The organism is Agromyces tropicus, assembly GCF_039531345.1.
GTDB lineage: Bacteria > Actinomycetota > Actinomycetes > Actinomycetales > Microbacteriaceae > Agromyces > Agromyces tropicus.
Window position 1 is genome coordinate 1,003,598 of sequence record NZ_BAAAPW010000001.1, and the last position, 16,431, is coordinate 1,020,028.

The 16,431-nt window shown below is 73.1% G+C and carries 16 protein-coding genes; 7 read left to right on the forward strand and 9 right to left on the reverse strand.

What is annotated here, in order from left to right; genetic code table 11:
• Nucleotides 1-22: 22 nt before the first annotated feature.
• Nucleotides 23-1,156: a response regulator transcription factor gene (locus tag ABD230_RS04585; protein ID WP_344369781.1), complete on the reverse strand. Its 1,134-nt coding sequence runs from the start codon at nt 1,154-1,156 to the stop codon at nt 23-25.
• A gap of 137 nt (nt 1,157-1,293) precedes the next feature.
• Here ABD230_RS04585 and ABD230_RS04590 point away from each other — a divergent pair, with 137 nt between their 5' ends.
• Nucleotides 1,294-3,072, forward strand: a complete 1,779-nt coding sequence (locus tag ABD230_RS04590; RefSeq protein ID WP_344369783.1) for an FAD-binding protein — start codon at nt 1,294-1,296, stop codon at nt 3,070-3,072.
• Between the two features lie 24 nt (nt 3,073-3,096).
• On the opposite strand, the gene ABD230_RS04595 is transcribed toward ABD230_RS04590, so the two are convergent.
• The 5 genes from ABD230_RS04595 to ABD230_RS04615 all read right to left on the reverse strand — a co-directional run bounded on the left by ABD230_RS04595 (nt 3,097) and on the right by ABD230_RS04615 (nt 7,266).
• Entirely contained in the window at nt 3,097-4,026 is a 930-nt protein-coding gene (locus ABD230_RS04595) for a cation diffusion facilitator family transporter (protein ID WP_344369784.1), read from the reverse strand.
• 103 nt (nt 4,027-4,129) lie between these two features.
• Entirely contained in the window at nt 4,130-4,750 is a 621-nt protein-coding gene (rdgB, locus tag ABD230_RS04600; protein ID WP_344369786.1) for an RdgB/HAM1 family non-canonical purine NTP pyrophosphatase, read from the reverse strand.
• A gap of 14 nt (nt 4,751-4,764) precedes the next feature.
• Nucleotides 4,765-5,532: a ribonuclease PH gene (gene rph / locus ABD230_RS04605; protein WP_344369788.1), complete on the reverse strand. Its 768-nt coding sequence runs from the start codon at nt 5,530-5,532 to the stop codon at nt 4,765-4,767.
• Entirely contained in the window at nt 5,529-6,386 is an 858-nt protein-coding gene (gene murI / locus ABD230_RS04610; RefSeq protein WP_344369789.1) for a glutamate racemase, read from the reverse strand. Before murI ends, rph begins: the two co-directional genes overlap by 4 nt.
• Before the next feature lie 16 nt (nt 6,387-6,402).
• Entirely contained in the window at nt 6,403-7,266 is an 864-nt protein-coding gene (locus ABD230_RS04615; RefSeq protein WP_344369790.1) for a LysR family transcriptional regulator, read from the reverse strand.
• A 68-nt stretch (nt 7,267-7,334) separates the two neighbouring features.
• Here ABD230_RS04615 and ABD230_RS04620 point away from each other — a divergent pair, with 68 nt between their 5' ends.
• Complete coding sequence (locus ABD230_RS04620; protein ID WP_344369791.1) at nt 7,335-8,252, forward strand: EamA family transporter; 918 nt, start codon at nt 7,335-7,337, stop codon at nt 8,250-8,252.
• 49 nt (nt 8,253-8,301) lie between these two features.
• Nucleotides 8,302-9,621, forward strand: coding sequence for a nicotinate phosphoribosyltransferase (locus ABD230_RS04625; protein WP_344369793.1), 1,320 nt, complete (start codon nt 8,302-8,304; stop codon nt 9,619-9,621).
• Between the two features lie 21 nt (nt 9,622-9,642).
• On the opposite strand, the gene ABD230_RS04630 is transcribed toward ABD230_RS04625, so the two are convergent.
• The 3 genes from ABD230_RS04630 to ABD230_RS04640 are packed head-to-tail and all read right to left on the reverse strand — an operon-like array spanning nt 9,643 to nt 12,773.
• A complete protein-coding gene (locus ABD230_RS04630) occupies nt 9,643-9,930 on the reverse strand; it encodes a DUF3039 domain-containing protein (RefSeq protein WP_344369795.1) in 288 nt (95 codons plus the stop codon).
• A gap of 21 nt (nt 9,931-9,951) precedes the next feature.
• Nucleotides 9,952-11,526 (reverse strand): hypothetical protein, encoded by a 1,575-nt coding sequence (locus ABD230_RS04635; RefSeq protein WP_344369796.1) that lies wholly within the window; start codon nt 11,524-11,526, stop codon nt 9,952-9,954.
• Complete coding sequence (locus tag ABD230_RS04640; RefSeq protein WP_344369797.1) at nt 11,502-12,773, reverse strand: ABC transporter ATP-binding protein; 1,272 nt, start codon at nt 12,771-12,773, stop codon at nt 11,502-11,504. Before ABD230_RS04640 ends, ABD230_RS04635 begins: the two co-directional genes overlap by 25 nt.
• Nucleotides 12,774-12,795: 22 nt before the next feature.
• On the opposite strand from ABD230_RS04640, the gene ABD230_RS04645 reads away from it, so the two are divergent.
• The 4 genes from ABD230_RS04645 to ABD230_RS04660 all read left to right on the forward strand — a co-directional run bounded on the left by ABD230_RS04645 (nt 12,796) and on the right by ABD230_RS04660 (nt 16,404).
• The gene (locus ABD230_RS04645) at nt 12,796-13,701 is read left to right on the forward strand and encodes a hypothetical protein (protein ID WP_344369798.1); all 906 of its coding nucleotides are present in this window, start codon (nt 12,796-12,798) and stop codon (nt 13,699-13,701) included.
• 341 nt (nt 13,702-14,042) lie between these two features.
• Nucleotides 14,043-14,735 carry a phosphocholine cytidylyltransferase family protein gene (locus ABD230_RS04650; RefSeq protein ID WP_344369799.1) on the forward strand — a complete coding sequence of 231 codons (693 nt, stop codon included), beginning with the start codon at nt 14,043-14,045 and terminating at the stop codon, nt 14,733-14,735.
• 116 nt (nt 14,736-14,851) lie between these two features.
• Entirely contained in the window at nt 14,852-15,664 is an 813-nt protein-coding gene (locus ABD230_RS04655) for an ABC transporter permease (RefSeq protein ID WP_344370117.1), read from the forward strand.
• Complete coding sequence (locus tag ABD230_RS04660) at nt 15,664-16,404, forward strand: ABC transporter ATP-binding protein (protein ID WP_344369800.1); 741 nt, start codon at nt 15,664-15,666, stop codon at nt 16,402-16,404. Before ABD230_RS04655 ends, ABD230_RS04660 begins: the two co-directional genes overlap by 1 nt.
• The last annotated feature ends 27 nt before the right edge of the window (nt 16,405-16,431 follow it).

The window sequence follows — 16,431 nt, forward strand, 5'->3', positions numbered from 1 at the left end:
GCCCGGACAGCGGATGCCGGGCTCAGCCGGCGAACCACCCCGTCGTGCCGACCGTCTCGCCCATGCGCGGCACGTACTGGTCGAAGTACACCCGCGAGACGAGCTCGCGGCGGCTGCGCACGCCGGCCTTGTCGAACACCGACTTCAGGTGGTCCTGCACGGTGTACGCCGACACGTGCAGCGTCGAGGCGATCTCCTTGGTCTCGACGCCCTGGAGCACCAGCCTTGTGACGTCGCGCTCGCGCGGCGTCAACCCGAATGCGGCGACCACGAGCGAGACGATCTCCGGCGGCCTCGCCTCCTCGATCGTGACGACCACGTCGCCGCTGGCGCCGTCCGCGCCGCGCAGCGGCGACGCGTGCAGCAGCAGCCACACGCCGGAACCCGTCCGGACGCGCGCACGGGCCGGCGGCGCCTCCGGCGCGAGGAGGGTGCGTCGCGCGGCGCCGACGAGGGAGGTCACGAGGCTCAGCGGGTCGCCGCCGTGCGCATTCCCGCGGAGCTGCTCGAGCCGCTCCTCCGCTCCGACGCTGATCTGCGCGACCTCGTCGTCGGCGCCGACGATGACCACCGCCGGGCCGTCGGTCTCGCCGACGGGCAGGGCATCGTGGGCCAGCCGCGTGAGGATGCCGGAGCGGACACCCCGCGCGAACGACTCCGAGAGCGACCCGAGGAAGTCCACCTCGTCGTCGGCGAACGCCGGGTCGTCGCTCCCGCGGAAGATCGCGAGGCAGCCCCACACGGCACCGGCGTCGCGGAACACGAGACGCGCCTCGTCGGCGAACCCGTAGACGGGCTTCATGAGCCGCGTCATCCGCTCCGAGCGATCGACGTCCCCGGCGGTCGCGGCGTGCATGCCGATCGCGCGCTGCTCCCCCACGGCCAGCGATCGGAACGAGGTCGGCTCGTCGGAGCCGTACTCGATGATCCCGAACGTGCGGTCGTGCTCGTTGTGCGCGGTCAGCGACCCGTACTTGCGGGCGCTGGTCAGCATCATCGTCGCCGGGTCGTGGGTGCCGACGCAGGCGCCGACCCAGGGCACGGCGCGGCGAACGGAGTCGGTCGCCTCGGCGATGAAGTCGTCGAGATCCAGCCCCGCGCGCGCGAGCACATCGAGGTCGCCACGCACTCGGGCCCCGGTCAGCTGGGGAATCACGGACTCAGTATGCGCTCGGCCGGGCGCGAGCGGTATCCCAGAACGCTGGGAGTCGGGCCGACCGGGACGCGTCGGGCCGGGATTCCCCGCCCGCACGGGATTCCCCCGGCGCCGGCGGGCACCGGACGATGTCCGTCGTGACCACCACCACGACCATCGAGACCCGGTCCGTCGACGACCACGGCGAGCTCATGCACGCCGACGACGCGACCGCGCAGCTGTGCCTGTCGCTCGTGCGCCTCGAAGCGGCGCTCTCGACACGCGGCCTCGGCCTGGCATCCGTGTCGCAGGTGCGCATCCACGCGATCGAGCCTCGGACGGCCTCCGAACTCGTCGAGCTGGTGCTCGAGCGGTTCGGCACCGTCGCGACGACGCCGGTCGTCGCCTGGGTCGGCTGCGCGCGTCTCGACCCGCCGGGCACGCTCGTGCGCCTCGCCGCCGACGTTCCGGCCGACCGGCCGACCGGCCGACCCGCCGGCCCACCGACCCGCCGACCGGCCGACGCGCCGACCCACCGACCCGCCGATCCACCGAACCGAAGGACTGACATGAACCCGTCGCTCACCGACACGTCGACGCTCCGCGCCGCCGGCGCCGTGCATCTGCCCGGCGACCCCGGTTACGAGGCCGCGACCATGCCCTGGAACCTCGCCGTCGTGCAGCGTCCCGCCGCCGTCGCGATCCCGCGCTCGGCCGACGAGGTCGCGCGCGTCGTCGCCGCCGCCACCGCACTCGGCCTGCGCATCGCGCCGCAGGGCACCGGGCACGGGGCCGCCGCACTCGCCGCCCGACCGCTCGATGACGCGGTCCTCGTGCGGATGCACGAGTTCACCGGCGTCACGGTGGACCCCGTCGCCCGCACGGCCCGCGTGCTGGGCGGCACGCTCTGGCGCGACGTCGTCGCCGCAGCCGCGCCGCACGGACTCGCCGCCCTGCACGGCAGCGCAGGCGACGTCGCGGTGGCCGGCTACGCGCTCGGCGGCGGCCTGTCGTTCTACGGCCGCGCCCACGGGCTCGCGTCCTCGCACGTCCGGGCGGTGGAGCTCGTGACCGCCGACGGCACGATCGTCCGTGCGAGCGCGGACGAGCGGCCGGAGCTGCTGTGGGCGCTCCGCGGCGGGGGCGGCGGCAGCTTCGGCGTCGTCGTCGCGGTCGAGCTCGACCTGATCCCCGTCGCCGACGTCGTCGCCGGCATGCTCCTCTGGGACCTGTCGCGGGGACCCGAGGTCGCCCGCGCCTGGTCGCGATGGACCGCCGGCCTGCCGGAATCCGCGACCACGTCGCTGCGGTTCATGCGGTTCCCGCCCGACCCCGCGATGCCGCCCTTCCTCCGCGGGCGGAGCCTCGTCGTCGTCGACGGGGCGATCCTCGAGGACGACGAAGGCGCGGCCGAACTGCTCGCCCCGCTCCGGGCACTCGACCCGGAGATCGACACGTTCGCGCGCATCCCGGCCGCCGGCCTCGTCGACGTGCACATGGACCCGCCCGGACCGGTGCCGGCGGTGAGCGACCACGCCCTGCTCGCCGAGTTGCCGGACGCCGCGATCGACGCGCTCGTCGGCGTCGCCGGTCCCGGAGTCGAGATCCCGCTCATGTTCGCCGAGCTCCGCCACCTGGGCGGTGCGCTCGCCCGGCCCGCCGACGGCGCGCTCGCCCGGCTGGACGGGGCCTACGCGCTCTTCGCCGCCTCCCCGGCCCCGACCCCGGAGATGGCGGCGGCGGGCACCGAGGCGACGAGCGCCGTCGCCGCGGCCCTCTCCCCATGGAGCACGGGCGGCGCCTTCCTCAACTTCGCCGACCGCGAGGTCGCCGTCGCGAGCGCGTTCGGCGCCGACGACTGGGAGCGGCTCGTCGAGGTGCGCCGCGAGGTCGATCCCGACGGCGTCTTCGCCGCCGCCCACCCGATCGAAGGGTGACCGCGGGGCCCGGGCGTCGCGGGCTCAGGCGTGCGTCGCCGACTCGTGGCGCCCGCGGCCCGACGGTTCGAGCTGGAAGGTCGAATGCTCGACGTCGAAGTGCTCGTCGAGGCAGCCGCCGAGCTCGTCGAGCAGGGCCCCGACGCGCTCCTCGGCGAAGACCTCCGGCTCGACCTCGACGTGGGCGCTGAAGACGTGGGCGCCCGTCGTGATCGCCCACACGTGCACGTCGTGCACGGCGACCACGCCGTCGGTGCGCAGGATGTGGTCGCGGATCTCCGCGACGTCCGTCTCGGCGGGCACCGACTGGCTGAGCACGCGCATCACGTCGCGCAGCAGCACGAGGGCTCGCGGCACGATGAGCCCGGCGATGAGCAGCGACGCGATCGGGTCGGCGGCGTCCCACCCGGTCGCGAGGATGACGATGGCCGCGGCGATCACGAGCACCGAGCCGATCGTGTCGCCGAGCACCTCGAGGTACGCGCCGCGGAGGTTGATCGACTGCGACGCCCCGCCGCGCAGCACCAGCAGCGCCGCCACGTTCGCGACGAGCCCGGCGATCGCGATGACGAGCATGGGACCGCCCGCGACCTCGTGCGCCTCGCCCTCGGCGCCGGACATGAGCCGGGCGATCGCCCCGGCGGTGACGGCGACCGCGACACCCACGAGCAGCAGCCCGTTGACGAGCGCCCCGAAGACCTCGAACCGGCGGAAGCCGTACGTCTGCCGGTCGTTCGCCGGCCGCGAGGCGACGATCGCGGCGCCGAGCGCGACGACCAGGCCGAGCAGGTCGCTCGTCATGTGGCCGGCGTCGGCGAGCAGCGCGAGCGATCCGCTCAGCAGGCCGCCGACGACCTGCACGACGACGAACGACGCGATGATCGCGATCGCGATCCCGAGTCGGCGGCGGCCGGCGGCGTTCGCGTCGGCGGCGTGGTCGTGCGAGTGTCCCATCCCCTCCAGCGTAGGCACGGATGGCGCCGCTCGCCGGTGTTGGGAATGAGACGCGTTCTCGCGGGCGGCGACGTGCCGCGTGCGAGGGCTCGCGCGGGGCCGCTCAGCCGGATCGCGCCACGCGCTCCAGCTCGGGCAGGAGCGCCCGGAACGCGCGCGCCCGGTGACTGTTCGCGTTCTTGACCTCGGGCGCGAGCTCGGCGGCCGACACGTCGAAGCCCTCCGGCAGGAAGATCGGGTCGTAGCCGAAGCCGTTGACGCCGGCGCGCTCGGTGGCGATGCGCCCGGGCCACGTGCCCACGGCGGCGAATTCGTGGGGCTCGCCGCCCGCGGCATCCGGAACGACCATGGCGATCGTGCAGTGGAAGTGCGCGGCGCGATGCGGGTCGCGGATGTCGGCGAGCTGCGCGAGCAGGAGCTCGAGGTTCGCCTCCGCCCCGCGCCCCGGCCCGGCCCACCGCGCCGAGAAGATGCCCGGCGACCCGCCCATGACGTCGACCGCGATCCCCGAGTCGTCGGCGAGCGAGATGCGACCCGTGTGGGATGCCGCGGCGCGCGCCTTGATGAAGGCGTTCTCGTCGAACGAGGTGCCGTCCTCGACCGGCTCGGGACCGTCGTACGGCAGCACCGTGAGCCCGGGCAGCGCCTCGCCGAGGATGTGCTGGAACTCGGCGACCTTGTGGGCGTTGTGCGTGGCGAGCACGACCTCGAGCGGCTGCGACATCGGCCGACCGTCGGTCAGGCGCTCGCGCCGGCGTCGAGCGACGCGGTAAGCACCTCGCGCTGCACCGACGCGAGCTCCGTCGTGCCGGCGAGCGCGAGATCGAGCAGCTGATCGAGCTCGCGGCGGTCGAACGGCGCACCCTCGGCGGTGCCCTGCACCTCGACGAAGAGGCCGCGGCCGGTGGCGACGACGTTCATGTCGGTCTCGGCGCGCACGTCCTCCACGTAGGCGAGGTCGAGCATCGGGGTGCCGTCGATGATGCCGACCGACACCGCCGAGACGGTGTCGATGAGGGGCGTCGCCTTCTGCGCGATGAAGCGCTTCTCGCGGGCCCACTCGATCGCGTCGGCGAGCGCGACGTAGGCGCCCGTGATCGCCGCCGTGCGGGTGCCGCCGTCGGCCTGGAGCACGTCGCAGTCGATCTGGATGGTGTTCTCTCCGAGCGCCTTCATGTCGACGACGGCGCGCAGGCTCCGCCCGATGAGGCGGCTGATCTCGTGCGTACGTCCGCCGATGCGGCCCTTGACGGACTCGCGGTCGTTGCGCGTGTTCGTGGAGCGCGGGAGCATCGCGTACTCGGCGGTGACCCAGCCCTTGCCCTTGCCGGTCATCCATCGAGGCACGCCGTTGGTGAAGCTCGCGGTGCAGAGCACCTTGGTGTTCCCGAACGAGATGAGGGCGCTGCCCTCGGCGTGAGCGCTCCAGCCTCGCTCGATGACGACGTCGCGGAGGGCGTCGGGGGTGCGGCCGTCGGCGCGCACGAGGTCGGGGGTCTCGGTCACTTCGGTCTCCTGTCGATGGCGGATGCCGCCGCGGCGGCGGCGGGCAGCGTGAGGGCTCCGGTCTGCACGAGCTCGACCTGCGAGATCTCGGGGCCGATGAGCCGGTGGGCGAGGTCGAGGAACGCGGCGCTCGAGCCGCCCGTCGCCTCGAAGCGATGCGCGGGCGGCGCGGGCGAGCGGCGCTCCAGCCCCTGCGAGACGAGCACCCGGTACACGTCGTTGGCGGTCTCGACGTCGCTCGAGACGAGCGTGGTGCCCTCGCCCATGACGTACGAGATCGCGCCCTTGAGGAACGGGTAGTGCGTGCAGCCGAGCACGAGCGTGTCGACCCCCGCCGTCCGCAGCGGCGCGAGGTACTCCTCGGCGACGGCGAGCACCTCGGGGCCGGTGGTGACGCCCGACTCGACGAACTCGACGAACCGGGGGCACGCCGCCGAGACGAGCTCGAGGTGCGGCGCGGCGGCGAACGCGTCGTCGTACGCGCGCGACTGGACGGTGCCGGCGGTCCCGATGACGCCCACGCGCCCGTTGCGGGTGGCGGCGACGGCGCGACGCACGGCGGGCTGGATCACCTCGACGACGGGAACGTCGTACCGCTCCCGCGCGTCGCGCAGCATCGCCGAACTCGCGGTGTTGCAGGCGATGACGAGCATCTTCACGCCCTGCGCGACGAGGTCGTCGAGCACGGCGAGCGCGTAGCGGCGCACGTCGGCGATCGGCTTCGGGCCGTAGGGCGAGTGCTCGAGGTCGCCGACGTAGAGGATCTCCTCGTTCGGGAGCTGGTCGCGCACCGCGCGGGCGACGGTGAGTCCGCCCACGCCGGAGTCGAAGATCCCGATCGGTGCATCACTCACGAGGCACCAGCCTAGATCAGCCCGGCCCGGCGAACGCCGCGCGCACGGCGCGCACGATGCGCCCGGTGGCCGGGTGACGGTGGTGCCGGTGCCAGGCGACGCGGACCTCGATGGGCGGCGCGTCGGCGAGCGGCACGAACACCACGCCGGGCCGGGGGTAGTGGTGGGTGGTGGCCTCGCTCGTCACGCCGATGGCGTCGCCGGCGGCGATGAGGTCGAGCCACTCCTCGACGTCGGCGGTCTCCGTCATGGGCGGCACGTCGAGGCCCGCGAGCTCCCAGAGCGCGGGCTCGGTCGTGCCGGCGCGGCGGTCGACGGCGACCACGAACGGCACGAGGTCGGCGAGCCGCACCCGGCTCCGCTCGGCGAGCGGGTGGTCGACGGGCATGGCCACGACCCTCGCCTCGGTGCCGACGACCTCGGCGTCGAGGTCGGTGCGCTCGAGCGGATGCCGCAGCACCGCGACGTCGACCAGGCCGTCGACGAGACCGGCGTCCCTCCCGTTCACCCGCACCATCCGCATCGGCGCATCGGGGTGCGCCCGCTTCCAGGTGCGCAGGACGGGCGTGGTGTGCGCCCCGAGCGCCGCCCACGCGTAGCCGACCCGCACGACCCGCAGGTCGCCGCGGATGGCGGCCACCGCGCGGTCGATCTCGGCGATCACGCGCCGGGCGGTGCCGACGAGCGCGGTCCCCGCCTCGGTCGGCTCGACGCGCCGGGTCGTGCGGTGCATGAGCGAGGTGCCGACCTCCCGTTCGAGTCCGGCGAGCGCGCGCGACACGGCGGCCTGCGACATCCCGAGCCGGTCCGCGGCGGCGGTGAACGAGCGCTCCTCGTCGACGGCGACGAGCACGCGGAGCAGGCGCAGGTCGATATCCATGCGTCAAGCGTATCAATCAGCCCGCATTGCATTTCCGCAGCGAGTCGGTCGGAGCGTACCGTGGTCGCATGGCACGGAGCGGGATCGGCGGGGCGACGGCGGTCGTCGGCGGCGCCGTGTCCGTGCAGGTCGGCGCCGCGATCGGCGCCACGATCTTCCCGCTCGTCGGCCCGGCCGGCGTCGTCGCCCTGCGCCAGGCCGTCGCGGCGATCGCCCTGCTCGCCGTCTCCCGCCCCCGGCGGCGCGACCTCACGTGGCGCACGGTGCGGCCGGCGGTGCTGCTCGGCGGCGTGCTCGTCGTGATGAACGTCGCCGTGTACGCCGCGATCGAACGCATCGGGCTCGGCCCCGCCGTGACCCTCGAGTTCCTCGGACCGCTGGCGGTCACCCTCATCGGCTCGCATCGACGGATCGACCTCGTCGCCGCCCTGCTCGCAGCGGGCGGCGTGGCCCTGCTCACGGGGAGCGTGCCCGGCATGGATCCGCTCGGCATCGCGTTCGCGCTGACCGCCGCCGGCGCGTGGGCCGCGTACATCCTGCTCAGCCAGCGCGCGGGCCGCACGCTGCCCGGGGTCCAGGGCACCGCCATCGCGAGCACGGTCGCGGCCGTGCTCACCTCGCCGATCCTCATCATCGCCCTCCTCGGCCTCGAGCCGGGTGCGATCGCGCTCGTGCTCGGCGTCGGCGCGGTGGCCGGCCTGCTCTCGTCGGCGCTGCCGTACTCGATCGACCTCATGGTGCTGCGACGGATGCCGCGACAGCGGTTCGGCGTGCTCCAGAGCGTGCACCCGGCCGCCGCGGCGCTCGCGGGACTCGTCGTGCTCGGCCAGGCGCTCGCGCCGTGGCAGGTCGTCGGGCTCGCCCTCGTGACCGCGGCCAACGTGCTCGCCGTGGGCGTCGGCGCCGCCTCCGAGCGTCGCGCCGGACGGTCACGGCGCGTCCGCGACGCGAACCGGCCGTCCGGCGCCCCCGCCGCGGCATCCTGACGCGCGTCTGCCGCCGTCGCATCGCGACCCGCGTCGATAGGCTGGGCTCGTGACCGGGTCTGCCGCGCTGTTCACCGACCGCTACGAGCTCACGATGGTCGATGCCGCCCTGCTCGACGGCACCGCGCACCGCGAGAGCCTCTTCGAGGCGTTCGCCCGACGCCTGCCCGACGGCCGGCGGTACGGCATCGTCGCCGGCACCGGCCGGATGCTCGACCTCATCGAGCGCTTCCGGTTCGAGGACGCCGAGCTCGAGTTCCTCCGCGAGCACGGCGTCGTGCGCGACGAGACCCTCGACTGGCTCGCCGACTACCGCTTCACCGGTGAGATCTGGGGCTACCACGAGGGCGAGGCGTACTTCCCCGGCTCGCCGCTCGTGACGATCCAGGGCTCGTTCGCCGAGGCCGTCATGCTCGAGACCCTCGTACTGTCGATCCTCAACTTCGATTCCTCGGTCGCGAGCGCCGCGGCGCGAATGGTCTCGGTCGCGCTCGGCCGCCCGATCGCCGAGATGGGCTCGCGGCGCACGAACGAGCGCTCCGCGGTCGCCGCCGCGCGGTCGGCGTACATCGCGGGCTTCGACGCGACCAGCAACCTCGAGGCGGGGCGTACGTGGGGCATCCCGACGATGGGCACGGCGGCGCACTCCTTCACGCTCCTCCACGACACCGAGGAGGCCGCGTTCCGCGCGCAGGTCGAGGCCATGGGGCCCGGCACCACGCTGCTCGTGGACACCTACGACATCCGCACCGGCGTCGAGACCGCCGTCCGCGTCGCCGGCACCGAGCTCGGCGCGGTGCGCATCGACTCGGGCGACCTGCCCACGGTGGCGGCAGCGGTGCGGCGGCAGCTCGACGAGCTCGGCGCGGTGCGCACGCGGATCACGGTCACGAGCGACCTCGACGAGCACGCGATCGCCGCGCTCGCGAGCGCACCGGTGGACGCCTACGGCGTGGGCACGTCCGTCGTGACCGGCTCCGGGTTCCCCGCGGCCGGCATGGTCTACAAGCTCGTGGCCCGGCGGGGCGACGACGGCGAGTGGGTCGACGTCGCGAAGGCGTCGACGAACAAGCTGAGCGTCGGGGGTCGCAAGAACGCCGCCCGCCGACTCGACTCGACGCGCACCGCGCGCGAGGAGCTCGTGTTCGTCGGCGACGGCCCGGAGGGCGAGGACGAGTTCGCGGCCGACGACCAGCTCCGCCCGCTCATGGTGCACCTCATGCACGAGGGCCGGGCGGATGCCGCGTACACCGGCCATGCGGGCGTCGAGGCCGCACGCGCGCACCGCGACGAGGTCATGCAGGAACTGCCGATCGAGGCCTTCCGGCTCGGCCGCGGCGACGCGGTGATCCCGACCTCGTACCGGTAGCCGGAACGGTCGGCGCGGGCGTCAGCCCTGCTTCATCCGCTCGTAGATCGCCTTGCACGCCGGGCAGACCGGGAACTTCTCGGGGTCGCGGCCCGGCGTCCACTTCTTGCCGCACAGCGCGCGGACCGGCTTGCCGGTGACCGCCGACTCGAGGATCTGCTCCTTCTTCACGTAGTGCGAGAACCGCTCGTGGTCGCCGGGTTCGATCTGCTCCTCTTCGAGCAGCTTCTCGAGTTCGCGATCGAGCACCGAGGTGCCGCCGCCGGGTGCGTCGGGGTCGGCGATGCTCGCCTGAACGGGACGGATCATGCGGAGAAGTCTACGCCGCGCTCACGCGCGAACCGCCGCCGCGACGATCTCGGGCCCGCGGCGCTCGAAGACGCGACCGCCGCCCCAGATGCCGAGCACGAGCACGACCAGCCCGAAGCCGGCGCCCGCGGCGAGCGAGGCCAGGTGCCACGACGGGTCGTCGAAGATCCCGAGCGCGGCGAACGCGAGCGCGGGTGCGGCGACGAGCAGTGCGGCGAACATCGCGAGCGACTGCACCAGCGCGGTGATGCCGCCGGTCGACTGCGGCTGCTGGAACGGGCTGTCGCCGGGCTTCACGACCGGATACGGCATGGCCGCCGACGTGATGGAGCCGATGCCGAGACCGCCGAGCAGGAGCGCCGTGCTGACGCCGAGCAGCGCGGGCAGCAGGCGCCAGTCGTCGAGCACGAACACGGTCACGGAGCTGCCGATGCCGATCACGAGGATGCCCGTGATGAGCACGGGCACGATGCGGCCGAACCGGTCCGCGGCGCCGCGGACGCCGGAGGCGACGTGCAGCCAGATCGCGGTGCTGTCGTAGGCGGTGTCGTTGTGCAGGCTCCACCCGAGCAGGAGGCAGATGAGCGGCACGGGGATCAGGCCGAGGTACATCCACGGGACGCCCGCGACGCTCAACGGGAAGACGACGAGGATCGGCGCGATGGGCACCATGAGCATCGAGACCCAGTAGCGTGCGTCGCGGAACCAGTAGGTCGTGCTGCGCGCGGCGACCGCGCCCGTCGGCCCGGACGGCGTGCGGCCGAACCAGCCGAGGCCGTGGTAGCTGCGCGAGCTCGCCTCGCGGCCCGGCGTCACGAGCATCTTCCTCACGAGCGCGTTCCAGGCGATCCACGCGAGCCCGACGGTTCCCGCGGCGATCAGCAGCTTCAGGACGGCGAGGCCCCAGTCGCCGGTCGCGGCGTCGCCCGGCACCGCGAACGCCGCGCCGAGCGGCGTCCACGACAGCGACGAGGCGATCGCGCCGAGCACGCGCCGCCCCGAGGCCGCCCAGTCGACGGTCGTCAATGCGACGGCGAGGGGCGCGATCATCACGACCAGCAGCACGCCGAGCACGGTGCCCACGTCGCGCGCACGGCGCGTCTCGAGCAGCAGCCCCGCGACGCCGGCCGCGAGCCGGGCGCCGAGGATGCAGGTGGCGAACGCGAGCAGCGCGCCGATCACGGCGAACACGGTCTCGCCGAAGCCGTGCGACCACGTGACGACGGTGCCGGTCAGCACGATCGCGAGCGCCAGCGCGGGCACGCCGATGACGGCCGACAGGGCGAGGCCGAGGGCGATGACCCGATCCGGGATGCCGAACAGCGCGAACCGCCTCGGATCCATCGTGTCGTCCACGCCGAACACGAGCGGCACCACGAGGAACCCGACCACCGTCGCGGCGCCCGCCACGACGAGCACGTCGCGCACGAGCGCGACGTCGTCGATGTTCCGCATCCCGACGAGCACGAGGAAGAGCAGCACCGAGACGCCCAGGCCGTACACGATCGCGATCGACAGCCCCACCACCTGCCAGGCGCTGCGACGGAAGATGTTCCCGAGCAGCCGCAGCTTCAGTCGGAGAAGCTGTGCAACCATTCCATGCCTTCCGCTGCCTTGCGTCCGCCCGCGAGCTCGACGAACCGTTCCTCGAGGGTGTCGCCCCGGCGCACCTCGTCGAGCGTGCCGGACGCCAGGACCCGGCCGCCCACGATGATCGCCGCCGAGTCGCACACCCGCTCGATCAGGTCCATGCCGTGGCTCGAGAGCAGCACCGTGCCCCCGCCCGCGACGTAGCGCTCGAGGATGTCGGTCAGGTTCGCTGCCGAGACCGGGTCGACGGACTCGAAGGGCTCGTCGAGGACGAGCACGCGCGGCGAGTGGATCATCGCGCACGCCAGAGCGACCTTCTTCGTCATGCCCGCGGAGTAGTCCGCGACGAGCCGATCGAGCGCGTCCTCGAGTCCGAACGCCTCGGCGAGGTCGGCGCTCCGCTCCAGCACCGTGCGGTGGTCGAGGCCGCGGAGCGAGCCCGAGTAGTACATGAGCTCGGCGCCCGTGAGCCGGTCGAACAGCCGGAGCCGGTCGGGAAGCACGCCCGTGATGCGCTTCGCGGCGCGCGGCTCCTTCCACACGTCGATGCCGTGCACGTGGACGGAACCGCCGTCGGGGCGCAGCAGTCCGGTGATCATCGAGAGGGTCGTCGTCTTGCCGGCACCGTTCGGCCCGACGATGCCGTAGAACGAGCCGGCGCGGATGTCGAGGCTGATCGCGTCGACGGCGGTCGTGTCGCCGAAGCGCTTGACGAGCCCGTCGATCGAGAGCACCGTCGGCACGTCGGCGCCGGGAGCATCGCGCGCGACGCGGAGCGTGCGCTTCTTGCGGACGGACGACGTCGCAGTGGCCACGGCGCCGATGGGGATGACGGCGATGCCGCGCTCCCCGTCCGATGCGTCGGCGTCGGCCTCGCGGGCCTCGTCGGTCGGGGTCGCGGAACCGTCCGACGTCGCGGCATCTTCCGCGCTCGCGCCGTCCGGCCCGGCGGACCCCTCGTCGGCCGGCTCGGCCGCAGCGGCGTCGCCGTCGTCGGGCCCGTCGACGGTCGCCGACGTCGGCACGCCCTCGCCGGACGGCTCGGCGGCGTCGGCCGGTGACTCGGCGTCGTCGACGGCGACCTCCGCGTCCTCGGGCGACGTCGACTCGAGGATGGCGGTCGCGCCCTCGGCGACGGACTCGCCGGCGTCACCGTCGGATCCGTCCGCGGCGTCGTCCGAGGCGGAGTGCCCGTCCTCGGGGCCGCCGTGCCAGGTCCTCGTCACCTCGGCCGCGGCCAGGGCCTCGGTCACGGACGAGCCGTCGGGTTCCCCGGTGGTGCCCGGGTCGCCGCCCGTGGCCTCGGGCTCGGCGACGACGGGTGCGATCGGCCCGGTCGCCCGGCGCGGCAGCCGCTCGGCCTCGGTCGTGTCGGTCGTGACCTCGGCGGCGACCCGCTGGCGTGCCGATGCGGCGGCTCGGCGCGCCTCGGCGGCCCGGGCCCGGGCCGCTGCGGTGGCAGTGGCGCGGGCCGACTTCGCCGAATCGTTCCGCGCGGTCGACGCGCTCGCGGACGAGCTCCGGGTCGTCGCCGCCTTCGTGCGCGAGGACGACGAGTTGCCGGCGGCGTCGCCGCCGTCCGCCGGCGCGTCCGCGGGGGCGGACGTCCCGGTCGACGTGGCGGCCGACCCCTTCTTGGACGGGCTCTTGCTCGAGGCGCTCTTCGCGGACGCTCGTTTCGCGGCCGCAGTGGACGCCGAACGCGTTCCCGCTGCCGGGCGACCGCTCGAAGTGGAACGCTTGGCGCCGGCGGCCTTGGCCGGGGCGGGCGTGGCCTGCGCGCCCTCCTCCGCGGAGGTCGCGCCCGCCTCCTGCTCGCGGGCTTCCGAGTCGGCCGCGGCTGCCGCGGAGCGCTTCGCCGCGGTGCTCCGCGCCGCCGAGGAGGCGGACGAGGATCGCGACGTGCGTGCGGTCGAACCCGACCGCCCCGCCTTCGATCCGCTCGACGACGACGCCTCGGAGGCCTTCGGGCCCGACTTCGGCGCAGGCTTCGGCGCGGACTTGGCGCCGCCCTTCGAGGAGGCCGAGCGCGATGCGGAGGTCTTCTTCGCGGCCGACTTGGCCGCGCTCGACCGTGCCGCCGACGCATCGGCAGCGCTCCCGCGGCTCGCCGGACGGCCGCCGGAGCGGCTCGATCCGGCGCCGGAACGTCCCGTACCGGGCGTGGCGGTCTCCCCCTGATCGGCGGACACCCCCGTGCCGGTGCCTTCGGGAGTCTCGTCGTCAGGAGCTGATCGCGAAACGGAAGTCACCACGACAACCTACCAACCACCCCGCGTCAGGCCGGGTACCTGCACAGCGAATTCACGACGCGTCGTGCGGAGACGCGAAGCTGGGCGTAACCCGAGCGTCGCATCACGATCGCACTACGGCTGGGCGCAACCCCCCAGCGGTGGCTGCCGCGCTCCGGTATCCTGTACCCCGGCATAAGGGCGTGTCCAGCAGTGAACTTACGGGTGAACAGCGCGCGAACTCGCCTTGACGCGGGGGCGACGCGGCATCCGAACGACGAAGGAGATGCAGTGACCACGCAGATCGTGATCCTCGCAGCCGGCATGGGGAGTCGGCTCGGGCGTTCCCTCCCCAAGCCGCTCACCGAGCTCAGCGACGGCCGCACCATCATGCGCCAGCAGTTCGACAACATCGAGCACGCGTTCGGCCGCAACGCCGCCGTGACGATCGTCGTCGGGTACAAGCTCGAGCACATCATCGAGGCGTTCCCGCAGGCGTCCTTCGTCTACAACGAGGAGTACGACCAGACGAACACCTCGAAGTCGCTCATGCGCGCGCTCCAGGCCTCGCAGCCCGGCGGCGTGCTCTGGATGAACGGCGACGTGGTCTTCGACCCGCGCATCCTCGACCGTGCGCTCTCGTACGTCGCGCGCGACCAGTCGTTCGTGACCGTCAACACCGCGAAGGTCTCCGACGAGGAGGTCAAGTACACGACGAGCGCCGAGGGCTACATCAAGGAGCTGTCGAAGACGGTCAAGGGCGGCCTCGGCGAGGCCGTGGGCATCAACTACATCTCCAGCCGCGACAAGGGCGTGTTCCTCGCGCACCTGCAGCGCGTCGGCGACCAGGACTACTTCGAGCGCGGCCTCGAGCTCGCGATCGAGCAGAACGGCCTGCTCGTCGAGCCGATGGACGTCTCCGACCTGTACGCCGTCGAGATCGACTTCGCGGAAGACCTCGAGCGCGCGAACCACTTCGTGTGACCTGCGAAGCGCACACAGCGTGAGGAGCGGATGCCGGTGACGGCATCCGCTCCTCGCATCTGCGGGCCGCGCCGGTTCGGAGGGTCCCCTCCGCGACCTCTACGATGAGATCCGTGATGAGCTACGCCGACTCGCATCCGTTCGCGCGGACGCGGTGGGCCGGATACCGGCATTCCCTGTGGCTGCTCACCACGCGCGACCTGAAGGTGCGCTACTCGACCTCGGCGCTCGGCTACCTGTGGTCCGTGCTCGACCCGCTGGTGATGGCCGGCATCTACTGGTTCGTCTTCACGCAGGTCTTCCAGCGCCCGGTCGGCACCGAGCCCTACATCGTGTTCCTGCTGTCGGCGCTGCTGCCGTGGATGTGGTTCACGGGCGCGGTCTCCGACTCGACCCGTGCGTTCCTCAAGGACGCGAAGCTGGTCCGCTCCACGAAGCTGCCGAGGACGATCTGGGTGAACCGGATCGTGCTCTCCAAGGGCATCGAGTTCGTCCTGTCGCTGCCCGTGCTCGTGCTGTTCGTGGTGCTGGCGGCCCTGTTCGGGACGGAGATCCGCGTCGGCTGGGAGCTGGTCCTGTTCCCGCTCGCCGTGCTCCTGCAGGCGGCGCTGACCGCCGGCCTCGGACTCATCGTCGCGCCCCTCGTGGTCTTCTTCCGCGACCTGGAGCGGGCGACGAAGCTCGTCCTGCGCTTCCTGTTCTACGCGTCGCCGATCGTCTACGGCACCACGAACCTGCCCGAGTCGCTGCACTTCTGGGCTGCGTTCAATCCGCTGACGGGGATCTTCGGGCTCTACCGGTCCGCGATCTTCCCCGGCGAGCTCGACTGGTTCGCCGTGGGCGTCGCAGCCGCGATGTCGCTGGCGTTCCTCGGGCTCGGGCTCTGGGTGTTCCGCAGCTCCGAGCGCCAGGTGCTGAAGGAGATCTGATGGCCGACGTCGCCATCCGCACCGACGGGCTCGGCATCCGGTTCCGCCGGAACCGGCGGGCACGCCGCTCGTTCAAGGACCTCTTCTCGGCGTCGCGCCGGAAGATCCGCCCCGGCGAGTTCTGGGCCCTGCGCGAGGTCAGCATCGACGTCCGGCCGGGCGAGGCGATCGGCGTGGTCGGCCGCAACGGCCAGGGCAAGTCCACGCTCCTGAAGCTCGTCGCCGGCGTGCTCATCCCCGACGAGGGCTCGGTCACGGTGACCGGCGGCGTCGCACCGCTCATCGAGATCACGGGCGGCTTCGTCGACGACCTGACCGTGCGCGACAACGTCTACCTCACCGCCGGGCTGCACGGCATGACGCGGTCCCAGATCGATGCGAGGTTCGACGGGATCATCGACTTCGCCGAGATCGGCGACTTCCTCGAGACGCCCTACAAGCACCTGTCGAGCGGAATGAAGGTGCGCATCGCCTTCGCCGTCATCTCGCAGCTCGAGGAGCCGATCATGCTCGTCGACGAGGTGCTCGCCGTCGGCGACAAGGCGTTCCGCGAGAAGTGCTACCGCCGTATCGAGGAGCTGCTCGCCGGCGGCCGCACGCTCTTCTTCGTCTCGCACAACGAGCGCGACCTCCGCCGGTTCTGCACGCGCGGCCTCTACCTCGACAAGGGCGCCCTCGTGCTCGACGCGGGCATCGACGACGTGCTCGACCGCTACAACGCGGACTACGGCACGCGCTGACGTCAAGCCCCCTCCCCGCAGGGCGGG

Excerpts from the sequence above, each read along its gene's own strand:
- rdgB (WP_344369786.1), bottom strand. The coding sequence starts at position 4,750 with ATGTCGCAGCCGCTCGAGGTCGTGCTCGCCACGCACAACGCCCACAAG.
- ABD230_RS04635 (WP_344369796.1), bottom strand. The coding sequence starts at position 11,526 with ATGGTTGCACAGCTTCTCCGACTGAAGCTGCGGCTGCTCGGGAACATC.
- ABD230_RS04615 (WP_344369790.1), bottom strand. The coding sequence starts at position 7,266 with ATGGATATCGACCTGCGCCTGCTCCGCGTGCTCGTCGCCGTCGACGAG.
- ABD230_RS04660 (WP_344369800.1), top strand. The coding sequence starts at position 15,664 with ATGGCCGACGTCGCCATCCGCACCGACGGGCTCGGCATCCGGTTCCGC.
- ABD230_RS04620 (WP_344369791.1), top strand. The coding sequence starts at position 7,335 with ATGGCACGGAGCGGGATCGGCGGGGCGACGGCGGTCGTCGGCGGCGCC.
- ABD230_RS04655 (WP_344370117.1), top strand. The coding sequence starts at position 14,852 with ATGAGCTACGCCGACTCGCATCCGTTCGCGCGGACGCGGTGGGCCGGA.
- ABD230_RS04595 (WP_344369784.1), bottom strand. The coding sequence starts at position 4,026 with ATGGGACACTCGCACGACCACGCCGCCGACGCGAACGCCGCCGGCCGC.
- ABD230_RS04630 (WP_344369795.1), bottom strand. The coding sequence starts at position 9,930 with ATGATCCGTCCCGTTCAGGCGAGCATCGCCGACCCCGACGCACCCGGC.